18 protein-coding genes are annotated in these 21258 nt (G+C 40.9%); 6 read left to right on the forward strand and 12 right to left on the reverse strand.

Annotated features, from left to right (window positions below; genetic code table 11):
• Positions 1-4: 4 nt before the first annotated feature.
• The 5 genes from PSF27_RS07520 to PSF27_RS07540 all read right to left on the reverse strand — a co-directional run bounded on the left by PSF27_RS07520 (position 5) and on the right by PSF27_RS07540 (position 5623).
• Positions 5-631 carry an SDR family oxidoreductase gene (locus PSF27_RS07520; protein WP_272681252.1) on the reverse strand — a complete coding sequence of 209 codons (627 nt, stop codon included), beginning with the start codon at positions 629-631 and terminating at the stop codon, positions 5-7.
• Between the two features lie 319 nt (positions 632-950).
• Positions 951-2126, reverse strand: coding sequence for an ROK family protein (locus tag PSF27_RS07525; RefSeq protein ID WP_272681211.1), 1176 nt, complete (start codon positions 2124-2126; stop codon positions 951-953).
• A gap of 318 nt (positions 2127-2444) precedes the next feature.
• Complete coding sequence (locus PSF27_RS07530) at positions 2445-3476, reverse strand: N-acetylglucosamine-6-phosphate deacetylase (protein WP_272681212.1); 1032 nt, start codon at positions 3474-3476, stop codon at positions 2445-2447.
• 24 nt (positions 3477-3500) lie between these two features.
• Positions 3501-4244 carry a glucosamine-6-phosphate deaminase gene (locus PSF27_RS07535; protein ID WP_272573385.1) on the reverse strand — a complete coding sequence of 248 codons (744 nt, stop codon included), beginning with the start codon at positions 4242-4244 and terminating at the stop codon, positions 3501-3503.
• Positions 4245-4285: 41 nt separating this feature from the next.
• Positions 4286-5623 (reverse strand): MFS transporter, encoded by a 1338-nt coding sequence (locus PSF27_RS07540; RefSeq protein WP_206082817.1) that lies wholly within the window; start codon positions 5621-5623, stop codon positions 4286-4288.
• A 427-nt stretch (positions 5624-6050) separates the two neighbouring features.
• Between PSF27_RS07540 and PSF27_RS07545 the strand changes: the two genes are divergently transcribed.
• The 5 genes from PSF27_RS07545 (at position 6051) to PSF27_RS07565 (ending at position 12571) form a co-directional block, all read left to right on the forward strand.
• Positions 6051-7490, forward strand: coding sequence for a mannitol dehydrogenase family protein (locus PSF27_RS07545; protein ID WP_272681213.1), 1440 nt, complete (start codon positions 6051-6053; stop codon positions 7488-7490).
• A gap of 704 nt (positions 7491-8194) precedes the next feature.
• Positions 8195-8983 carry a DUF3100 domain-containing protein gene (locus tag PSF27_RS07550; protein ID WP_206082819.1) on the forward strand — a complete coding sequence of 263 codons (789 nt, stop codon included), beginning with the start codon at positions 8195-8197 and terminating at the stop codon, positions 8981-8983.
• A 12-nt stretch (positions 8984-8995) separates the two neighbouring features.
• The gene (locus PSF27_RS07555) at positions 8996-9472 is read left to right on the forward strand and encodes a hypothetical protein (protein ID WP_219246199.1); all 477 of its coding nucleotides are present in this window, start codon (positions 8996-8998) and stop codon (positions 9470-9472) included.
• 19 nt (positions 9473-9491) lie between these two features.
• The gene (locus tag PSF27_RS07560; protein ID WP_206082821.1) at positions 9492-10817 is read left to right on the forward strand and encodes an amidohydrolase; all 1326 of its coding nucleotides are present in this window, start codon (positions 9492-9494) and stop codon (positions 10815-10817) included.
• 575 nt (positions 10818-11392) lie between these two features.
• Positions 11393-12571: a M20 metallopeptidase family protein gene (locus PSF27_RS07565; protein WP_206082822.1), complete on the forward strand. Its 1179-nt coding sequence runs from the start codon at positions 11393-11395 to the stop codon at positions 12569-12571.
• A 60-nt stretch (positions 12572-12631) separates the two neighbouring features.
• Here the strand turns inward: PSF27_RS07565 and PSF27_RS07570 are convergent, their stop codons facing one another.
• Complete coding sequence (locus tag PSF27_RS07570; protein ID WP_206082823.1) at positions 12632-13609, reverse strand: LysR substrate-binding domain-containing protein; 978 nt, start codon at positions 13607-13609, stop codon at positions 12632-12634.
• A 227-nt stretch (positions 13610-13836) separates the two neighbouring features.
• Here PSF27_RS07570 and focA point away from each other — a divergent pair, with 227 nt between their 5' ends.
• Positions 13837-14694 (forward strand): formate transporter FocA, encoded by an 858-nt coding sequence (focA, locus tag PSF27_RS07575; protein ID WP_272539063.1) that lies wholly within the window; start codon positions 13837-13839, stop codon positions 14692-14694.
• A gap of 94 nt (positions 14695-14788) precedes the next feature.
• Here the strand turns inward: focA and PSF27_RS07580 are convergent, their stop codons facing one another.
• Genes PSF27_RS07580 through PSF27_RS07605 form a run of 6 tightly spaced genes read right to left on the reverse strand, consistent with a single transcriptional unit; the run spans position 14789 to position 21256 of the window.
• On the reverse strand, positions 14789-15529 hold the full coding sequence (locus PSF27_RS07580) for an SDR family oxidoreductase (protein WP_206082825.1): 741 nt from the start codon (positions 15527-15529) through the stop codon (positions 14789-14791).
• Positions 15530-15781: an acyl carrier protein gene (locus PSF27_RS07585; RefSeq protein WP_206082826.1), complete on the reverse strand. Its 252-nt coding sequence runs from the start codon at positions 15779-15781 to the stop codon at positions 15530-15532.
• 21 nt (positions 15782-15802) lie between these two features.
• Positions 15803-16609, reverse strand: coding sequence for a MaoC family dehydratase (locus tag PSF27_RS07590; protein WP_272681214.1), 807 nt, complete (start codon positions 16607-16609; stop codon positions 15803-15805).
• Entirely contained in the window at positions 16606-17859 is a 1254-nt protein-coding gene (locus PSF27_RS07595; protein ID WP_272681215.1) for a beta-ketoacyl-[acyl-carrier-protein] synthase family protein, read from the reverse strand. The genes PSF27_RS07590 and PSF27_RS07595 overlap by 4 nt, the downstream gene beginning before the upstream one ends.
• Entirely contained in the window at positions 17856-19286 is a 1431-nt protein-coding gene (locus PSF27_RS07600; protein ID WP_272681216.1) for an efflux transporter outer membrane subunit, read from the reverse strand. Before PSF27_RS07600 ends, PSF27_RS07595 begins: the two co-directional genes overlap by 4 nt.
• The gene (locus PSF27_RS07605; protein WP_272681217.1) at positions 19283-21256 is read right to left on the reverse strand and encodes an ABC transporter permease; all 1974 of its coding nucleotides are present in this window, start codon (positions 21254-21256) and stop codon (positions 19283-19285) included. Before PSF27_RS07605 ends, PSF27_RS07600 begins: the two co-directional genes overlap by 4 nt.
• Positions 21257-21258 lie beyond the last annotated feature (2 nt).

Raw genomic sequence — 21258 nt, forward strand, 5'->3', positions numbered from 1 at the left:
AGCCTTATTTACTGATAGTCAGGTTTGGCTGAATAAGGCTATAGATTTGATTTTTCAATTCTGTTTGACTCGCAAGTTGGTAAACCTGCGCAGCAACATCTGCACGCATCACTAACCCATGCGCTTCAACAGTTTGCTGCAAAATGGACTTTCCTGTCGCATCCCCATGAAGTAACCCGCCTGGTCGCACAATCGCAAAATCAAGGGAGCTGGTTTGTAACCATGATTCAGCCAGTGATTTTTCCCTTACGGCGTGTCCGAAAGCAGCTCTTGCCCGTAAAGAAAGATATTGCCATGAATCCCCGCATCCCAAAGATGTCACCAATACCATACGGGAGATCCCTTCTTGTTCCGCACAGTCAATCACTGTACGGTTCGCTAAATAATCTTGTGAGCCTCCCATGGTGGAAATCACCGTTGCATTGGTACCCGCCGCTTGGCATGCTGCGGTCACGATGGCCTTATCGCAAGCATCCCCCACAAATACGTTAACCCCCTGTAATGACAACTTTTCCTCGGCTTCAGTATTGCGTACCACTGCCACCACTTGCTGCTGATTTGTAATCGCCAGTTGGGCTATCATGTTCCCAACCCCTTTCCCACCTGCCCCAAAAAGTAGCCACTGCGCCATACATTCACCTTTGTTATTCACTGAAATTACCCACCACGCTACCAAACTAATTGAGATATAAATACCATTCATTTTGAAAATACCATCAACCAAGCTCACGTTTATTCCCTTTTTCTATCCAATAATATCCTCAAAATACGCTCGGGGCTTAAGTTCGCGATGATAATGGCAATGCTGTTATCAATGATAGTGGGGGAACGATGATGAAGTTTGTGATGAAACTGGCGCAAGGAAGCACAGTCAGTTAGGGCTTTTAATACTTAAGCGCTTTTAGCCCTTGATGATCACAGGGCTGAGAGTTGATGACTTATCGTTGAGTTTATTGAGCAAGTAATTCCAATAATGTTTGTTCCAAAACAGGCAAAGCAGCGCCATAAATGCGAGAGTTGCGGTTAATTTGGCTCATTGAAAGCTCTGGAAGAGTTTGTCCAAAAAATGCATTTTGCTGCTGAAAGTTTTCACAAAAAGTCGCCCAAACTTGTGGATTTTTCACAAATGGGCCTGAAACAATGAGGCGTGAAGGAAAAAACACCCGACATATATTTGATGCTGCATTCACCATATGAATAATTGCTTGCTGCATGACGGGGTTACTGGCTAAATCACAGCTTGCTAATATTTCAGCGATATTTTCCTCGTCATCATGTGCCTTGAATTTACTTCCAAGTACATCAGGCCCGATGGACCATAACGCGGCCACCGTTTCTAAACATCCCACTTGCCCACATTGGCAAGGTTTTATTTGCTGGGGAATATGCCAATGGCCTATCTCGCCAAACCCGTGCCCACCTACGTTAATCTGGTTATCTGCTGTACTAAATGCAACACCAACGCCATATCCCCAATGAAGTAATAAAGTACTTCTATTGCGTTCAAGAACATGAAGCATCAGTTCATCATCCAGCGTACGCGACAAAACGACTCGATAATTCTCTGGAAACAATTTTTTGATATTCAGGTTATTCATTCGAGGCCATCGGGAAGCATGTATCCAATGGTAAGTTTGGCTATCGAAAATTCCCCCTAGAGAAAACACGCACCCAGCCACTTCAGCTGATTTCGGGATCTTTACCATAATTTTTTCATGGAGCTGGCTAAACTTATCGGCCAATGCCTGATTATCGCAATCTGGGGATGCCTCGAGTTGCTCATGAGCAATAACATTTGACACTAAATTGATAGCAAAAACGTGCAACGACAAGCTAATCACTTGAAAAACCAATGTAATTAACCGGTTAGGGTTAACAACTAAAACCATTGATGGCCTTCCCCGACCTGAATTTTGGCTAATGGTCTCAGTTAATAAGCGGCTATCAAGAAGTTGTGCAACATATTCAGACACTGTTGTCGAGCGAATATTCAACAACTTCACGGCTTCGCGGCGAGTTGTGATTTGCCCATTTAAAATAGCAAAAAATATACGCTCTTTATCGTGGGTTATGGGTTGCGTTATCGGTAGGTGAGAAAGAAAACCTGTCGTTTGTTTAAGTATCATAATAGTGAGATATAAAGCTGTTTAATCAATAGCTTACCCTAAAAACAATTGTCTTAAACGACTGGGAAAATACGCTATTTATCGGCAGCCTAGCCCTTATATGTGCGGAAAAATGGTGAATCACTATCGACAAAGTATGCCTTAAGGAATAGCAGTCAATCAATCCCTATCCACAAAAGAAAATACAAACAAAACATTAGAGAAGCGCAAGAGGCAAGAAGAAGGTTTAGGTATAAACACTTATTGTACCTATAAGTAGCCAGAGCAAACCTTTAGCTCTAGCTACTGAGTTATTAACACATTCTATAGCTTATTATTTTAAAATACATATTCGCGCGCGATATCTTCTCCTAATACACAACTGACGATATTCATGTTTTCATCCCATTTCACCGCAGATATTTGAGGGACTATCCCATGGAAGTCGAACGCTGATTGCAAATAGCGTAATGGGTTCATCCTCGCCATCATGATTGCCTCATCAAATTTAGCCATTTTATGTGTCACAACATTACGAATGGCTTGATCTAACGTTAAACTAGACCCTGCTAAATTGACCTCTCCTGGTACCCGTACTGTGCCATCAGCCGCCCGCTCAATCGACATTGTTGCAAATTGGTAGACCCCAGCTTGATGACATCCCGCTGCGCTGACGGCATCAGTAACCAGTATTGACCTTGCTACCGTCTTTGTTCGCAATAAATTTTTTAACGCAGGAAATGGAATATGGATCCCATCTGCGATAAAACTTGCGCCAATCGCATCGCAACTTAATTGAGCTTGCAGCGTATTTTCCAATTTATGCAAATGTTGAGGGATCCCATTACCTAAATGGGTACTCATGCAAACCCCTGCGCTGGCTGCCGCTTCCATTTGGTTAAAGCTAACATTCGAGTGGCCCACTGCAATACATTTACCTTCCGCGACTAACTGCTTTGTAAATTGAAAATCGTCATCAAACTCAGGTGCATAAGTGATCAATAAGATTGGCTTAGTGATTTCCTGCTCTAACCGACTTATCAAGTGCACATCAGGTTTAATAATTTCGTTAGGTGGATGACATCCTGCATAGCCTATTGCTGAATTAATAAAAGGGCCTTCTAAATGATAGCCAGGCACCATCCATGGCCCTAAGCGACTTGTGGATACCGCCTTATCAAGCGCTCGAAAGCGCTTTATCAAAGATGATTCCGATGCTGTTATTAATGTTGGCAAACAGAGTGTGACGCCTGTTTTTAACATCGCCTCTAACGCATGATCCAATGCCTCTGCGGTGATTTTTTCGTCATTAAAATCAACACCCGCAAAACCATTGACTTGAATATCAAATAAGCCACCCGTCATTTTCATAATTTGTTCCTTCAATACTTTTCCTTAATCAACCTTTGATAACAATGACGCAGAATCTTTATCTAAAAATATTTGGCATTGGGCATGATTTTGAACAATAGATGCAGGCACACGAGGAGTGATTTCTCCTTCAAGTGTGTTTTTCACCGCCCTAGCTTTTCGTAAATCAGGAATACTCAGTATTAATGATTTTGAACGCATGATCTGTGGAATACTCATCGAGATAGCCTGTTTAGGCACCTCATCTAAACTCGCGAACCATTTTTCACCCAGTTGTTGTCGTCTACAATCTTCATCAAGATTAACAACAAGATATGCAGAGGTAGCATGAAAATCAGCGGGTGGATCATTAAATGCTAAGTGCGCATTTTCACCAATACCAGCAAAACAGACATCAATTTCATACTGCGAGATAATCTCGTTAAGCCGTTGAATTTCCTTTCCAATATCAGCAGCAGAACCATTCACACCAATAAATTGGTGTAGCGTGGGTAATTTATCCACTAAACGTTCTTGCAAATAACGGCGAAAACTCGCTGGATGAGTCTCATCAAGGCCAATGTATTCATCTAGGTGAAAAATAGTCACCCTTGACCAATCAATATCTTCTTTGATTAAGCAATCCAACATCTCAAACTGACTGGCACCAGTGGCAACAATAATGGCAATTTCGCTTTTTTCGCGCATTGCTTGTTTAATGGCCTGCACTCCAGCTTTACTGGCTTTTTCACCTAGTGCATGTTTCGTGTCGGAAATAGTAATATTCATACGAACCTCATATTTAAATATTGATACGACCACAAATGGCCTTATTGATGCTGTTTTAAATTTTTCGCCATTTGCACTGCGGCTAACGTCAGTACACAACAGAAAATCAGGTAATAAACAACATAGGTGGGTTTGCCATCACCAACGGTAACAAGGGCGGTCGCAATGACGGGAGTTGATCCTGCGAAAATCACACTGTTTAATTCTCGTGAAAGTGCAATACCTGAATAACGATATTGTGTTGGGAATAAATTGGCTAGGAATGCACCTTGTGCACCTGACGTAGCACCGTGTCCAATACCATACGCAATACACATACCGAGCGTTGCTAGTACTAAACTGCCACTCCCCAAAAACCAGAATAAAGGAAAGGCAAAAGCACCTAAGAAAATAGCGCCGAAAGAGAAAATGGTCGTAGTTCCGTATTTATCCGTTAAACGTCCCATGACAGGAGTCATTATTGTATTCACCAGCACAGCAACCATTAACGCCATCAATCCATCTGATTTTTCCATTCCTAATGTATTGGTCAGATAGCTAATACTAAACACACTAAGAACATAACCATTTGCTTGGTGCCCCGCTAAACTGAAGAAGCCACACAATAAATTTTTTCGGCTATGTATAAAAAGCTCTTTAATTGGGATCTTTTGCTCTTTTTTCTCTTTCTCCGCTTTTTCAACGGATTTAACGTATTCAGGTGTTTCATCTAATTGCTTACGGATATAAATCGCAACAATAAATAAAACGATGGATAACAAGAAAGGTATCCGCCATCCCCAACTCATAAAAGCTTCATCGGGTAGCTGCGTCACGGCAAAAAATGCGGCTGTGGAGAGCAAAATTGCAATCCCCGTAGAAGCATTAATTAGCGATGTATAGAAGCCCCGCTGCTTCATGGGGACATATTCCGCCACAAAGGTTTGCGCACCTGCTAATTCAGCCCCTGATCCAAACCCTTGCATTAACCGAATAATAACCAGAGCAATCGTTGCCCAAATGCCGATATGGTAATACGTGGGTAATAACCCAAGCGCTAATGTCGCAATCCCCATTAAGACGATTGCAAAAATGAGTGCTGGTTTTCGCCCATAGCGGTCACCAATATGGGCAATGATCACACCACCGAGTGGTCGTGAAATAAAACCGACGGCAAAAGTTAAAAATGCAGCCAGCGTTGCAATTGTTGGTGATAAGTTTGGAAAATAAAGTTTGTTAATCACCAACCCTGCTGCTGCGCCATAGAGTGAATAGTCATACCATTCAATTACGGTGCCTGACACGCTTGCCATCATCACTTTTCTAATCGTTTTTTTATCTGCCGCGGGCTTATCAACCGCGGTATCTGTGGCTAATTGTTCTGAAATAGTGTCACTCATACTGCCCCCTACATTTTAGGAATACATTATTTGAGGTATGTTTTGTTCAAACAAAACGGACAAAAAGCGCGCACCATTGAAACTAACACTGAGATAATTATTTTAGAACATAATTGTTCTTAATTTATTTAAAAATGAGATCTAAATCAAATTTAATCGATAAAGCAGTGCTGTCATTTGAATAATTCAATTTTTTCTTATACTTAACCATCGAATTACCAACTTTAAAAATAAATAAAAACACACATAAATCAATAAATTAAAATCATAACCAAATTATTTCTTTAATAAATATTTTAACGTTGTACACTTTTATTATTCATGACACTTTTTCTATTTTTACCTCAAATTTAAAACAAAATTGTTTTTAAAATCCAAAATGGTAAAGTGTGCGTAGCGCATATTCTTTTTATGATAGGGAGTGATAATGGATAACAATAGGCATCAGTTAGTTCCTCGAATAGTACACCTTGGTTTCGGGGCATTTCATCGTGCTCATCAAGCACTTTATACACATCTATTAATTGAACAATCTCAATCTGATTGGGGATATTGCGAAATAAACTTAATGTCGGCGCGCGGGGCAGAGCTTATCCGTCAGCTAAAGAAACGCCACTGCACTTACGTACTATTAGAAAAAGATGAAGAAAGAACCACGCTAACACGGATTAATTCAGTAAAAGAAGCGATGCACCCACGTATTGATGGGGTACATGCCGTGATTGAAAAAATGGCAGCGCCTGAGACTGCGATTATCTCTTTGACAATAACAGAAAAAGGCTATTGCACTGATCCTTCAACGAATAAACTCAATTTATCACATCCTGCAATACGCCACGATATCGCCTATCCTGAAACGCCAGAGTCTGTTTTAGGCTATATCCTTGCCGCTCTCAAAATACGCTTTCAACAAAATCTTCCCCCTGTGACCATACTTTCTTGCGACAATATTAGAAATAATGGTGAGGTTGCACGAAATGCTATTTTAAGTTTGGCTGCACAACAAGATAGTGAATTAGCATTGTGGATTAAGCGAAATATCACATTTCCAAGCACGATGGTGGATAGAATAGTCCCTGCGATGACCGAAGATTCTTTTGCTGAAATCAAGCAATTAACAGGTGAAGATGATCCTTGTGCGGTTATCAGTGAGCCATTTCGGCAATGGGTTATTGAAGATTGCTTTGCGAACGGCCGACCTGATTGGCACTATGTGGGAGCGCAATTTGTTAAGGATGTGGCACCTTATGAAATGATGAAGCTAAGAATGTTAAATGGCAGCCATTCATTCCTGGCTTATTTAGGCTATTTAGGCGGTTATGAGTTTATATCAGATGCCATGCAAAATCAGGATTACTACCAAATCGTACAACGCATAATGCTAGCCGAACAAAAACCGACTCTCAGCTTGCCTGATAATATTGATCTTAACCAATATGCCCAACAGTTATTAACTCGCTTTGCTAATCGAGCAATTAAACATAAAACAGCACAGATAGCCGTTGATGGTAGCCAAAAACTACCTCAGCGCCTACTCGACTCTATACTTTGGCACCAGAAAAAGGGGTCAGACTACCCATTACTTGCTTTAGGCGTTGCCGCCTGGATGAGATATGTCAGTGGTATCAATGAGGACGGAGAACCTATTCCCATCAAAGACCCACTTAGTGACGAGTTTTCGAAGATTTATCAACACCATGGTACATCTTTAGAAGCCGTTGATGCCCTATTAAAAATTGATGCAATATTTAGCCCAGAAATATCACAAAACAATGATATTGTTAATAAAATAAAAACCGCATACCAACAATTGTTGACACTTGGAGCACGACAGACTGTCAAATATTACTTAACAAAAATCGATTAATAATATTCAAATTCCACTCGGGTTAAGTCGCTCACTCTAGCCCGAGACACTTTGGTCTTATGATGCAGACCTACCTTCAAATTACTCCCCCATTATTGCTTTTCAATTAACAAATGTTCAATTTTGAGATCTTGATCAAAAACCCCTACCAATGTAGGTATATTTTAAATTATCAAATTTATTTTAAAAAAATGAATAAAATCAATGCTAGATAATTATCCCTTAAATAATATTTAACCCAGATTAAAATAGAAACAAAAGAACAAAAAACTCATCATTAATGCTATTTAAAATTCAATTTTCATCATTATATAAATAAATTTAAATTAGCCATTTTTTCAGAGTGAATAGAAAAACAAGAGCAAAATCACATTCTCCTATAAATTAACGGTTTTTTACTAAAATTCAGCAAGCAATCAAAAACACTTATGAAACAACATGTTAAAAAATTAACACAATTTTATATCTCGATGAAAAATAAAAGAATATTACCAAAAACACAATTGAGAATAATTCTCTTTATTTTAATTTATTAATAAATATTAATTTATGATTTTTAACCATGCCTTTTAGGCATGCCTGAGACTTTTTCGGAATATTGTCAGGAAAATAGTTTCGTGGATAGTATGAATACGCAAATAATGCTTTTTATTATAAATATATACGAATTACTCTTAAAAACATTTCCAATGAAAGGTAACACTATGGGTATATTAAAAGATAGTAAGTTGCTTTTGGTTAGCTTACTTATCATTCTTCTTTCAGAAGCAATAGGGCAAATTAAAATCAGTCTCGTGATGGTTTTTCCAATGCTTTATTCCATGTTGATGGGTGGTATTGTCAGTTTCCCAAAATTCAAAATTCTTAATGAACAAAACATGGCACGTGCTAGCTCAATTATGAGTGTCGCGTTAGTTATCTTAATTGCAAAATTAAGCACCTCTGTTGGTGCATCTTGGGAAAAAATTATTCAGGCAGGTGGCGCGCTGATCCTTCAGGAAGTTGGCCACTTTATCGGTACTATTCTGCTCGGTTTACCGCTCGCCATTATGTTAGGTATGGGACGTGAAGCCGTCGGAGCAACCTATTCGATAGGTCGCGAACCAAACATCGCCATCATCGAAGCGAAATACGGTTTAAGTTCGCCAGAAGGCCGCGGCGTCATGGCAATGTACATTTGCGGTACATTATATGGTGCAGTTTGGATGGGGATTATTGCCAGTGTTATTGCAGGACTCGATATTATGAGCCCACTTGCATTAGCCATGGGCGCTGGTGTTGGTAGTGGTTCGATGTTAGCTGCATCTGTTGCACCGCTACTCGAACTTTACCCTCAACATGCAGCGGATATCCAAGCATTTTCATCATCCGCAAACTTGATGTCTTCCGTTTTAGGTCTGTACATCTACATTTTCTTCTCCTTACCTTTTGCCTCTTTCTTGTACAACAAACTGAAAAGAAAACGTGCAATGGCATCAGCGGATACAGAATAAGGATACGAAATCATGAAAAAGATGGCAGAAATTGCAATAATCATCGTATTAGTTATCATCTTCACTTCATTGGGTGATGCACTGGGCGGTTCAATCTATGGCAGGGGTAGTTTTGGCGCAGTCTTTAGCGACTCGCTAATCGCGATGGCGCTTTTAGGTGGTATGTCATTTGTGGCGTACTTAATCGCACAAATCCCACCATTAGGTAAATTACCCGTTATTTTCTGGGTATCCCTCATTGCTGCGGGTCTGTGTTCACCATTATTCCCTTACGATAAAGAAATGATCGCAATGACAGGCAAAATTTCACTTGCTGTTATTAGTACCACGGTACTGGCATTTGCAGGTCTTTCACTCGGTAAAGATATCGAAAAATTTAAAGCCATCTCTTGGCGGATTATTCCAGTTTCACTGGCGGTATTCACGGGAACATTCTTATTCGCTGCACTTATTGGTCAAGTGACTCTTTCATGGAGTGGCGTTATCTAAATAGAGGAAAATATTAACCATGACAATGACCAAAGACCAATTGAAAGCCAAAGTATGTGAAGCTATTGCGTCTAACAAAGACATAATCAAAAAGCTAGCAGACGATATTTGGGCAGAGCCTGAACTAGGTTATAAAGAAACCAAAACAGCAAAAAAAGTTGAAGCCGCATTTTCCGCTTTAGGCGTAAACTACCGCAATCAACTTGCCCTAACAGGTGTTAAAGCACGCTTAAAAGGTGGCAAAGGAAGCAAGCACAGTATTGCCGTGATTGGCGAGTTAGATGCCATCATTTGTGCTGAGCACCCTGATGCCGATGACCTCACAGGCGCGGCTCATTGCTGTGGGCACAATGCGCAAATTGCCAATATGATGGCGGTGACAATTGGTCTGGTTAAATCAGGTGCAATGGAATACCTCGCGGGGGACGTGGTTCCCTTCGCGGTTCCCGCTGAGGAATATGTCGAGCTTGCCTACCGCAATAAATTGATTGAACAAGGAAAAATCAATTATATCGGTGGCAAGCCCGAATTAATCTCCCTCGGTGAGTTTGATGATGTGGATATGGCGATGCAAATCCACTTAACCAGTGTTAAACCTGAGCGTGATATCGGTTTTATCGAGATGTCGACAACCACCAATGGGTTTATTGGCAAACTGATTAACTACAAAGGTAAATCTTCCCATGCCGCAGCGGCACCCCATTTAGGTGTGAACGCACTGAATGCGGCCATGATGGGTATTATGGGGGTAAATGCGATTCGCGAAACCTTCCAAGAAAAAGATTATATCCGTTTCCACCCAATCATTACCCAAGGTGGCGATTTAGTAAATGTCACGCCAAGTGATGTGCGGATGGAAAGTTATGTCAGAGCCTCAAATGTCCCTGCGATGGTTGATGCTAATGAGCGGATCACTCGTGCACTGGTTGCTGGGGCAATGTCTGTTGGCGCTGAAGTGGAGGTAAAAGATTTACCAGGTTATTTGCCACTTTATAACAACGACACACTCAATGACTTACTACAGCACAATGCTCATGACTTAATTGGTGAAGACAATGTCTGGGTTGCAGAACATATGACAGGTAGCACAGATACTGGCGATCTTTCCCACATCATGCCAGTGAGCCACCCATGGATTGGTGCAATTCGCGGTGGATTACATGGTAAAGATTACGTGGTATTTGATGATGATATGGCCTATATCCGTCCTGCTCAAATGATGGCAATGACCATTATTGACCTGTTGTTTGATGATGCTGCTGGCGCTGATGCTCTTATGGATAATTACAAGCCATTGATGAGCAAAGAAGAATACCTCGCATTTATCAGCTCCTTTAAAAATTAATTTGTCCCCCTAAATATGTTGCTAAAAGCTACATATTTAGGAGGTATTTCTTATGCACTCCTCCTTACCTTCCTTTTATTTATCGTTATCAACGATTATTTTTAAATATATTTAATTTTATTGGGCATTCTTTATTTATCAAATCAATTAACTTATTTTAAATACGTTTTTAAATCATAAAAACCTAACGAAAATCCATCTTAAAAAATATAAAGAAACACTAAAACCCATACAACAAAACCACAAAACATACTGATATATAATACATTTTTAATTAAATTTATTTTTCTACTTTATTTCTTTTGCTTACCATCTAAATTCTTCATGAGCCATGAAATACTGATATGATATAAATACGATCCCCATCACGCATACTTTCTGAATATTAACGTTAAAATCTAGCTAACCAATAATAATCAACAATAACCACTAACAGATATTTTCTGAAATTTGGCTTATTTTGAAAATAAATGACAATGATGTTATGTCATTGTAGCACCAAGAATTGAACACGCTTACACCAGGGCCCCTTTTAACAGCATGAAAATTGCTTTCTGTATACGGGAAATAATGTAATGACCAATAAGTACAATATTAGTGAAAAACTCTTTTCGCTTGAGACATTTAGCAAAAAAACGCGCCAAGACTTACATAAAATCCCTGAACTCTCAGGTCAAGAATTCAAAACATCGCAATACTGCCGCGAGCTGATGCAAAGTTTTGGCTACAGCATTCGTCTATTTGAAGGTTATACCGGTTTTACCGCTGATCTGATTATTGACCCTGCTAAGCGTTTAATTGCTTATCGTACCGATATCGATGGCCTTGAAATGCCTGATTTAACCTGTAACGAACACAGTTCTGTTCATGAAGGTTGTGCCCACAACTGTGGTCACGATACCCATATGACCATCGCACTGACCGCGGCAAAATACCTGAGTGAAAACCGCGATGAACTGACCCATAACGTTCGTTTTATCTTCCAGATGGCAGAAGAAGACATGCGTGTTCCTGGCGCCAATAAAATGGTTGAAATGGGCTGTATGGATGGCGTTGATGAGGTTTATGGCTTACACAATGATGCGGCATTTGAAACAGGCAACATCAAATTTAACGCTGGCGTGATGTCCTCTTATGGTTCAGCTTGGACACTGGATGTACACGGTGTTTCCGCACATGGCTCAACACCGCATAAAGGGCTAGATGCCATTCGCGAAGCAACACGTATTATCGATTACATGGATTATATTGTTGCGAAAAAAACCGATCCTTTTAGCCCTGCAGTCTTTGGCTGCGGCATGATCAACGGCGGAACTATTCCAAATGCATTGGCCGATCATGTCCAAGCACGTGGAACCATTCGTTCAATGGATGAGGAAACCGACAAAATCTTAAAAGCAAGCTTTAAAGAAATTGTTGAACGTAGTGAAGCTGGCGGTTTCAAAACGACACTTGAGTGCAGTGGTTACCCTGCAGTCGTAAACCACCCACAAGCCGCTAAAGTGATTTACGATGCAGCGGCGGCATTCTTACCCATTGAAAACATTGAGTCAAATGGCAAGCCAATGACAGGAAGCGAAGACTTCAGTTTTATGGTCAATGCCACAAAAGATAAACTTGGCGCCATGTACTTTTTAGGTAGCGGTAACCAAGCAAAAGGCATCAATAACTATCTGCACGCCAATCCCTATTTTGTCGACGATGACTGTCTGTTAATTGGCGCTCAGATTTTTATTAATATCGCGACACGTTAAAACTAAAATAATACACACAGTAATCTAAAGCCGAATAATCTAAATTATTCGGCTTTTTTCTTAGAGTTCAGGTAGTGAGCGATAGAGCTCGTCACGCTCGTTTTTATCCGTTGGAACCCATTGCGCAGATTGGTGAATATAATTTAAATCAAGGTGAGGGGCATAGCTGGAAATAAAGTCATACATATAGTCTTTCAGGTGCATATGTCGACTAATACAAACATGTGTATAACTTGGCTTCACTAAATTACTAATATCAATGCAACGTAATGTCTCGCTGTCTTCTTCAGGGTCAAAAGCAACGGTCGAAATAATACCAACCCCTGCTCCGTGCTTCACATAGTATTTAATAATTTCTGTATCAACTGCCGTTAATACAACATTTGGCGTTAATTTATTTTGATAGAAAACTTGGTCGAGCTTTGATTGACCTGTAAAACCAAACACATAGGTAATTAGTGGGTATTGAGCAAGTTCCTCAATCGTTAATTTTTCACACTGTGCAAGTGGGTGATCATGGGGAACGATAACGCTACGTGACCACTGGTAGCAAGGCAAGGCTAATAAGTCATCGTAAAGGTGCATCGATTCTGTTGCGATAGCAAAATCCACATCCCCATTGTTAACCATTTCTGCTAACTGCGCTGGCGCACCTTGATGAAAATGCAGGGAAATATTGGGGTAACGTGCATTAAAGCGCTCAATCACCTTTGGCAATTTATAGCGGATTTGTGTATGTGTCGTGGCAATATGCAGATTTTGTTTAATCGTCGTGTCTTCGTGGGAAACAATATTTTTAATTTTATCAAACTGCGCCAAAATATCGCAGGCCACTTGGTGAACTTGTTCTCCAATCGGGCTTAATGAAAGTAAGTTATTATTTTTCCGATTAAATAAAGAAACATTCAGCTCATCTTCCAATAGTTTAAGCTGCTTACTCACTGTAGGTTGCGAGGTATACATTTTCTCAGCAGCATTAGTGATATTAAAATCACTTCTTACCACCTCAACAAAACTTTTTAGCTGACTAATGTTCATTGCTGATTTATCCAGTTTAAATGGATCAAAATAAGAATTAAAAGAGACAATTTTTTATACAACATACACCATGTTGTGCGCAATAATTGTATCACAAAAAGATAAGCCCACTAAATTAATGGCTACTCATTATTCTTTTCTAATGATAAAACTCGTTCAACCTTGGCATAGGTTATGCATTTATTTTGTAATGACCTCTATTCATAGCACTATCCAAGGAGCATCTCATGAAAGACAATAATATCTTTGACTTACGTCTCCCTGCGGAAATGGCTAAAGTCGCAGAGCAAGCAGGCCTTTATAAAGTCAGCAAAAAAAAGGATATTAGCTTTTTTTTAGCGATTATGGCTGGTATTTTTATTTCTATCGCATTTACGTTCTATATCACGGTTACGACAGGCGCCGTTCCCGCAAATTCACTCACTAAATTAGCAGGAGGGCTTTGCTTCTCATTAGGGCTGATTTTAGTAGTGGTATGTGGAGCCGATCTTTTCACTTCAACAGTCCTCACCGTTATGGCAAAAGCCAGTAATTTAATTACGTATAAGCAATTGATTGGTAATTGGATATTGGTTTATCTTGGTAATTTTGTTGGCGCAATTTTCTTTGTCGCGCTTATCTGGTTTTCAGGCCAATTAATGAACAGCAATGGCCTGTGGGGACTGAATGTTTTGCAAACGGCTGACCATAAAATGCACCATACGTTTGTTGAGGCCGTTTGCCTTGGCACACTGTGCAACTTGATGGTCTGTCTTGCGGTTTGGTTAAGTTATTCTGGTCACTCTTTGACCGACAAAATTGTCGCTTTGACGCTGCCGATCGGCATGTTTGTCGCCAGTGGCTTTGAGCACAGCATCGCCAATATGTTTCTTATTCCCTTAGCCATTGTCATACGCAACTTTGCTCCCGACACATTTTGGAATGCAATCCACAGTTCCGCTGATAGCTTCCCTGCTTTAACCGTCAACAATTTTATTACCGACAACCTTATCCCTGTCACCATTGGCAATATTATTGGTGGTGGCGTACTCGTGGGGATTACCTACTGGTGGATTTATTTGAAAAATCAAAAAAGTGAGCATTAATAAAATTAAAAATAACACCAACACACATTCACTATCTATGGTTGAATTAATACAGAGAGTTAATTTTATAGTATATCCATTAACTCTCTGTTAATTATGCAGTTAGGCCGCCATCAAGCACCAATGTTTGCCCTGTCAAATATTGGCTATTGTCACCAATCAGAAACTCTACCATTTTGGCAACTTCTTGTGGCTGGCCTAAGCGACGTAACGGAATATTTTTACACATCGATTTTAATTTCGCTTCAGGCATCGCTCGCGTCATATCACTCTCAATCAACCCTGGCGCAAGGCAATTTACCCGTAAACCAAACCGCCCAACTTCATGCGCTAAAGACCGAGCCATCCCCATCATCGCCGCCTTACTTGCTGCATAAGCCGTTTGCCCAACATTCCCTTTTAACCCAGTAACCGATGACATCAATACAATAGAACCTGAATTCGTCATTAACATCGCAGGTACCAATTTGCGGTTCCAATTCACAATGCAAATCAAGTTATTATCTAAAACATCTCGCCAAATATCCCCATCCTGATGAATATGCAATGCATCTCGAGTAATACCTGCGTTATGTATAATGGCGGCTGGGGCGCCAAATTTATCCAATAAAGATTGAGACAACACATCGACTTGCTGCCCATCTTTACCATCACATTGAAACCCTTTTATCCATCTATTTGGACGTCTATTTTCGAGTAAAGAAAGCGTACTCGCTATACTTTCGGTACTACGTCCAGTGAAGATAACATTCCAGTTATGTGATAATTCAGCGACTAATGCCTGACCAATTCCCCGGCTTCCACCAGTGACTAACACCCACTTATGGTTTTCCATTTAGGATTCAGACTCCTTATCAATATGTTCACAAAGTTCTTTAATTGAAAGATTTGGATGCTGAATGAAAAAATCAGCGTCTAACGCAACATTAAAATCACGTTTTACCAGTACCATTAATTCAACATAATCGAGGCTATCAAATTCTAATTGAACTAATGTGAGGTTCTCATTCACCTCTTCGCTTTCTAAATCTTTTGCATCACAGATCATTTCGCTAATTTTGTTATAAATTGTTTGATATTGGCTCATTTTTTTATCCTTCCACTGTTATCAATTTAACGAATTCACTTTTAACGTTATTAAATTACTGATTAATTTATTGTCATAACGACCAATAATATTGATATTAATTAATAGCCCACCATCTAAATCCCCCATCACTAATGCAGGTAGGATGTGTATCTGCATCGGCTTAGGTTCCTTTATCGGAGACCACTTCTTAAGAAGATCTCTATCAAAAATCACTTCCTGATGTGTTTGTACGATGGGGTAGCGGGAAAAAATATCTTTTAGGGTTGCTCCTTCGGATAACCATTTCGAGATATCTTTTTGTTTTAATAATGAATTATCATGTATCAAATATTGAAATAAAATTGCATCTATAAATTGCCACTCATACATCTCTGTTGGATAAAGCGGAAAAGATAGCTGTAATTTCGCCATCTCCTCTGAAGAAATATGCGCCCCCCAATCCAAAACGTTAGTGTTTAAGCCATCAACTGGGGATAATTGACAAGTTAGGCAATTTTGCTGCTCTTCTGTAGATAAAATAGCGACTGAACCCGCTTTATTACGCGCGACTAAATCATAGGATTTATCATTCCATAATGGACTTCTTAGCCGTACCGCACATTTAACAAACGCTGATTTTGTTCTCTGCTGAGCATCTTGTGAGCCGTGAAGAAATTGCTCACTTGCAAATTGTTTCGCATCAAGCAATGCCCGCATTCCATGGACGCTTAATTGTTCCCCACCAGCCGCTTGCACCCACTTAAGATCAAAATGAATCGGGTTATAGTCTCCAGAAAATTTCGCCCACCCAGCTGCATCAGCTAATGTGTAATACAACGCTCTCATTTCGCGCTCTCCAATATCAGCGCAGCATTTGCACCGCCAAAACCAAAACTGAGATTCAACGCCCTTTCTACTTTTTTGAAACGGTGGTCATTCGGAATATAATCAAGATCGCATTGTGGATCCGGGGTATGGAGGTTTGCGGTTGCGGGCATCACGTCATGTTCCATCGCTTGTAAGCAAATGATAGTTTCAAAACTCCCCGCTGCCGCGATTAAGTGCCCACTATATGATTTAGTGCTGGAGATTGGGATATCGTAAGCGGCTGCCCCTAAGGCTTTTTTAAGTGATTCCGTTTCATTCAAATCATTCAACGCCGTCGAGGTACCATGGGCATTGATATAATTTAATGACGCAGGCGAGATCTTCGCTTGCTGTAACGCCATTTCTATCGTTTTAACGCGAGCTACGCAGTCCTCTGCAGGTGAGGTAAAATCAAATGCATCTGAATAATTTGCATACCCAGTAATTTCACCCAATATCACCGCCCCTCGGGCAATTGCACTGTCATGCTCTTCTAAGCATACGACCGCAGCACCTTCAGATAATACGAACCCGCTGCGCTCTGCACTAAATGGGCAACTGGCACGCGTAGGGTCTGTTTTCTCTCGTGTTAAAGCACCTAACACGTCAATATTCCACACAGCGCAATCTGTACGTAATGATTCCCCCGCCCCCGCTAACATCATGGAAGCCCTACCATTGCGGATCACTTCAAACGCATCCCCAATCGCGATAGTCCCTGTGGCACATGCGGCTATTGTCGTATTTTGATATCCTCGTAAATTCCAAAATTGGCTGCATGCCGCTGTTGTGACATTTGGCATCGCATAAAAACAGTTGAATGGCGATGTCATGCCTGTCGCATCAAACTCACTCACCGACATATAACTTTCATCTAAACCTGCCCATCCAGTTCCCATAATCACGCCACACATGAGAGGGTCATAAAATTCTGATGGTGAATTCCCTGAAAATGCCATTTCCATGGCTTCTCGAGCTGCACCTAATGCTAGGCGGGTATGCCGTGGTAACCGACGGCGAATGGCGGCAGGAACACCTTTTAAATTGGGTTCATTATCAATTAATCCCAAAAAGTGGCTGTGAATATTTTTATCCGTTTTATCCACGTAACGGTATCCTAATTGCTTATCCATGATAGCTTGCCAACATGCTTGCGCGGTTCCACCAAGGGGAGTGACAGCGCCATATCCTGTCACAACAACGCGTTTTAATTGGGTCTTTTGGTTCATGATTGGTTGTCCTCGTGATGAACGCTACCACCACCTTGTGCTAGCCAAAGTTGCAACGTTGCATAAAGATAATCGTATTGGTTTTGCGCTAATGAGTTTTCGATGGATAACAAATCATCCTGCGCATTAAGTAGTGTTTGATAGTCAACAGCGCCAGCGCGATAACGGTTTCCCGTGAGCTTTAATCTTTGCTGGCTAAGGGATAATGACTGCTGTAACTGTGTCCGTATTTCATCTGCAGTAAAACGCGCCTCCATGGCATTATCAATTTCAGCGAGTGCGCTATAAGCTGTGCTTCGAAATGACACTGCCGCTTGTTGCACCTGCAAATCTGACTGTTCAATAGTAAGTTTTACGGTATTCCATTGAATAAAGGGGAGTGAGATGCTGCTGCCAATAACTCGAGAGGGGTCACTAAACCATTGAGAAAATAACTGGCTTCCTGCGTTAAGCGCACCTTGAAGAGATAGCGTAGGATAGAAACTCAACTTCGCAGCATCTGAATCAGCAAGTGCAGAGCGCAAACGTGACTCTGCGGCTTGAATATCTGGGCGTTGTGCTAATACCGCCAAAGGGGTCATTCCCTGAATCTCAACTCGCAGGTCACTATTAAGAGAAGATAATTCACTCACATGCTGCTCTGCAGGGCGATTTAACAACAGTGCTAAGGCATTACGTGAGTTCTCACGTTCCTTGATAAGCTGACGTAATTCATTCTTACGACTAATTAGCGTTTGTTCTGATTGCAATAAATCTAATTGGCTTACTTTCCCAGCTAAATACCAAGACTGAATGAGTTGCTGGCTTTTCTGTGCAATTTCCTGACTTGCCGTTAGGTTTTTTATCTGTTGATTTAATAGCGCAATATTCCAATAGAGCTGTGCCGTTGTGTTGATTATCACAAGCGTCGTTGCATGGTAATCTTGTTCAGTAGCGACGGCTTCCCATGCATTTTTCTCACGAACACGTGCTAATTTACCCCATAAATCAATCTCATAACTTAATGTTAAGTCTGCACTATAACTTTCTTGTGATGAGTTGCCATGGCGAATTGATTTTGAGTTACTAGCAGATCCCCCTAATGAAAAATCAGGCGTTATATTGGTATTTGCTAAACCTGCCGTATTGCGAGCCAGCTTTAATTTAATTGCGGCTAATGCTAAATCATTGTTATTTTCTAAAACTTGATTAATCAATTGGGATAGCTTGGGATCATTAAAATTTTCCCACCAACGCCCTACTGTATTTCTCTGCAGGTCAGATGGCATAACATCATTCGCACTTGATGAACGCTGAATTTTATCACCCCATTGCTGAGGTAGAATAAGTTCAGGACGTTGGTACTCGGTGCGGGTAAAGTTCCCACACCCACTGAGTAAACAGATAAAAAGTACCACTGAACCAAAATAAGGCGATTTTATTTTCATTCCCGTGCTAATGCCTCCGTTGGGTTAAGCTTGGCTGCCCTACGTGCTGGGAAATAACCAAAAACTAAGCCAATTAGCGCAGAGAAACCACAAGCCAATAACACGGGTAACAGTGTGAATACCATGGTAAATTCAGTCGTGATGTACGCAAAAATGCCACCTGCTAACCACGAGCCTATAATCCCAATGAGCCCTCCTAACGCACAGATCATGACGGCTTCAATTAGAAATTGGTTCATGATATCCGCAGGTCTCGCTCCCACTGAAAGGCGGATACCTATTTCGTGGGTTCGCTCTGTAACTGAAACCAGCATGATATTCATAACACCCACCCCTCCCACTAATAAGGAGATGGCTGCAATCGACGTGATCAGTAATGACATGGAATCAGAGGTTTTTTGTAGCGCGCTAGCCAGTTGGTCATCAGACTGAATAAAAAAGTCTTTTTTTCCATGTTCACGCAGTAAATGCTTTTCGACCTGCACTTCTACTTGTTTAGCGGCTAACATTTCGGGAAAACGTAATGTGATATATTCAATAGGTTTATCACCGAGAACTCGCTGCTGAAGAGCCGAGTAAGGAGTCCATCCCATAACATATCCGCTGGACATTTTCGGGCCTGGTTTACGCGCAATTCCAATGATCCGCCAAGGTGAACTACCAATTTGGACAATTTGGCCTAAAGGCTCTTCATCGGGTGCAAATAAAATATCCCGACTAGCATCATCCAGCACAATAACAGGCTCACTGTCATTCACATCTAACACACTAAATTGATTTCCAGACAACATTTGAATACCTTGAGCTGCAAAGTATTCATCAGAAACACCATTTAGCATGATGGAGTAATCGAGCCCTTTATTGATAGCTACTGTCATGCTGCTGACAACTGGCGAAATAGACTCAATCCATGAGAGCTGTTTTAGGCTTTTAATATCATTTAATGATAACGCGCGTTCCATATCTGGCCGCTTTGCCCCCCATCCAGTACCTGGGCGAATTTCAAGCGTTGTGCTGCCTAACTTACCAATTTCATCCATAATGGCACGTCTTGCGCCTTCACCGACCGCCATTGATGACACCACAGAAGAGATGCCAATAATAATGCCCAGCATTGATAAAAAAGCGCGCATTCGGTGCCCTAATAATGCCCGCCAAGCCATACGAATCGACTCATAAATGCCACGCCAAAGTGATGCCCGACCATTATCTTTAACAGAAGGAAGATTATGCTTAGCACGTGCCTGCGCTTGTGAAAGGTTTTGATTATCGGCGACAATTTTCCCATCACTAATTTCGATAATACGTTGAGTTTGCTCAGCAATATTTCTATCGTGGGTCACGATCACCACGGTATGGCCGTCTTGATGAAGTTGATGCAAAATATTCATTAATGCATGCCCACTCGAGCTATCCAAAGCGCCCGTTGGTTCATCCGCTAAAATGACTTGTGCGCCATTAATTAATGCACGGCACACACTGACACGTTGTTGTTGCCCTCCAGATAATTGATATGGCTTATGGTTCAAACGAGATTGTAAACCGAGCTTATCAGCTAAAAGTTGAATTCGCTGCACACGCTCATCTTCAGGCATTGCGGTGTACAGCGCTGGAATGGCAATGTTTTCTTCAGCACTGAGATAAGGCATCAAATGATAGCGCTGGAAAATAAACCCAAGATATTGGCTACGCAGCTCAGCAAGCTGCTCACTGGTCGCCTCATGAACAGGGATACCATTGATAAAAACTTCGCCACGAGACGGTTTATCTAAACAGCCAATAATATTCATCAAAGTTGATTTACCAGAGCCAGAGGCTCCAATAATGGCAACCATTTCCCCTTGATTTATCGATAGTGTTATATCATTCAATACAGGGATGATTTGTGTTCCAGCCGAAAACTCACGATAAACATGGTAAAGTTCAATGAGAGGGCGAGATGAAGATAACGTTGGTGATATTATCTTCATGA

Source organism: Providencia sp. PROV129 (assembly GCF_028482245.1).
Classification (GTDB): Bacteria; Pseudomonadota; Gammaproteobacteria; order Enterobacterales; family Enterobacteriaceae; genus Providencia; species Providencia vermicola.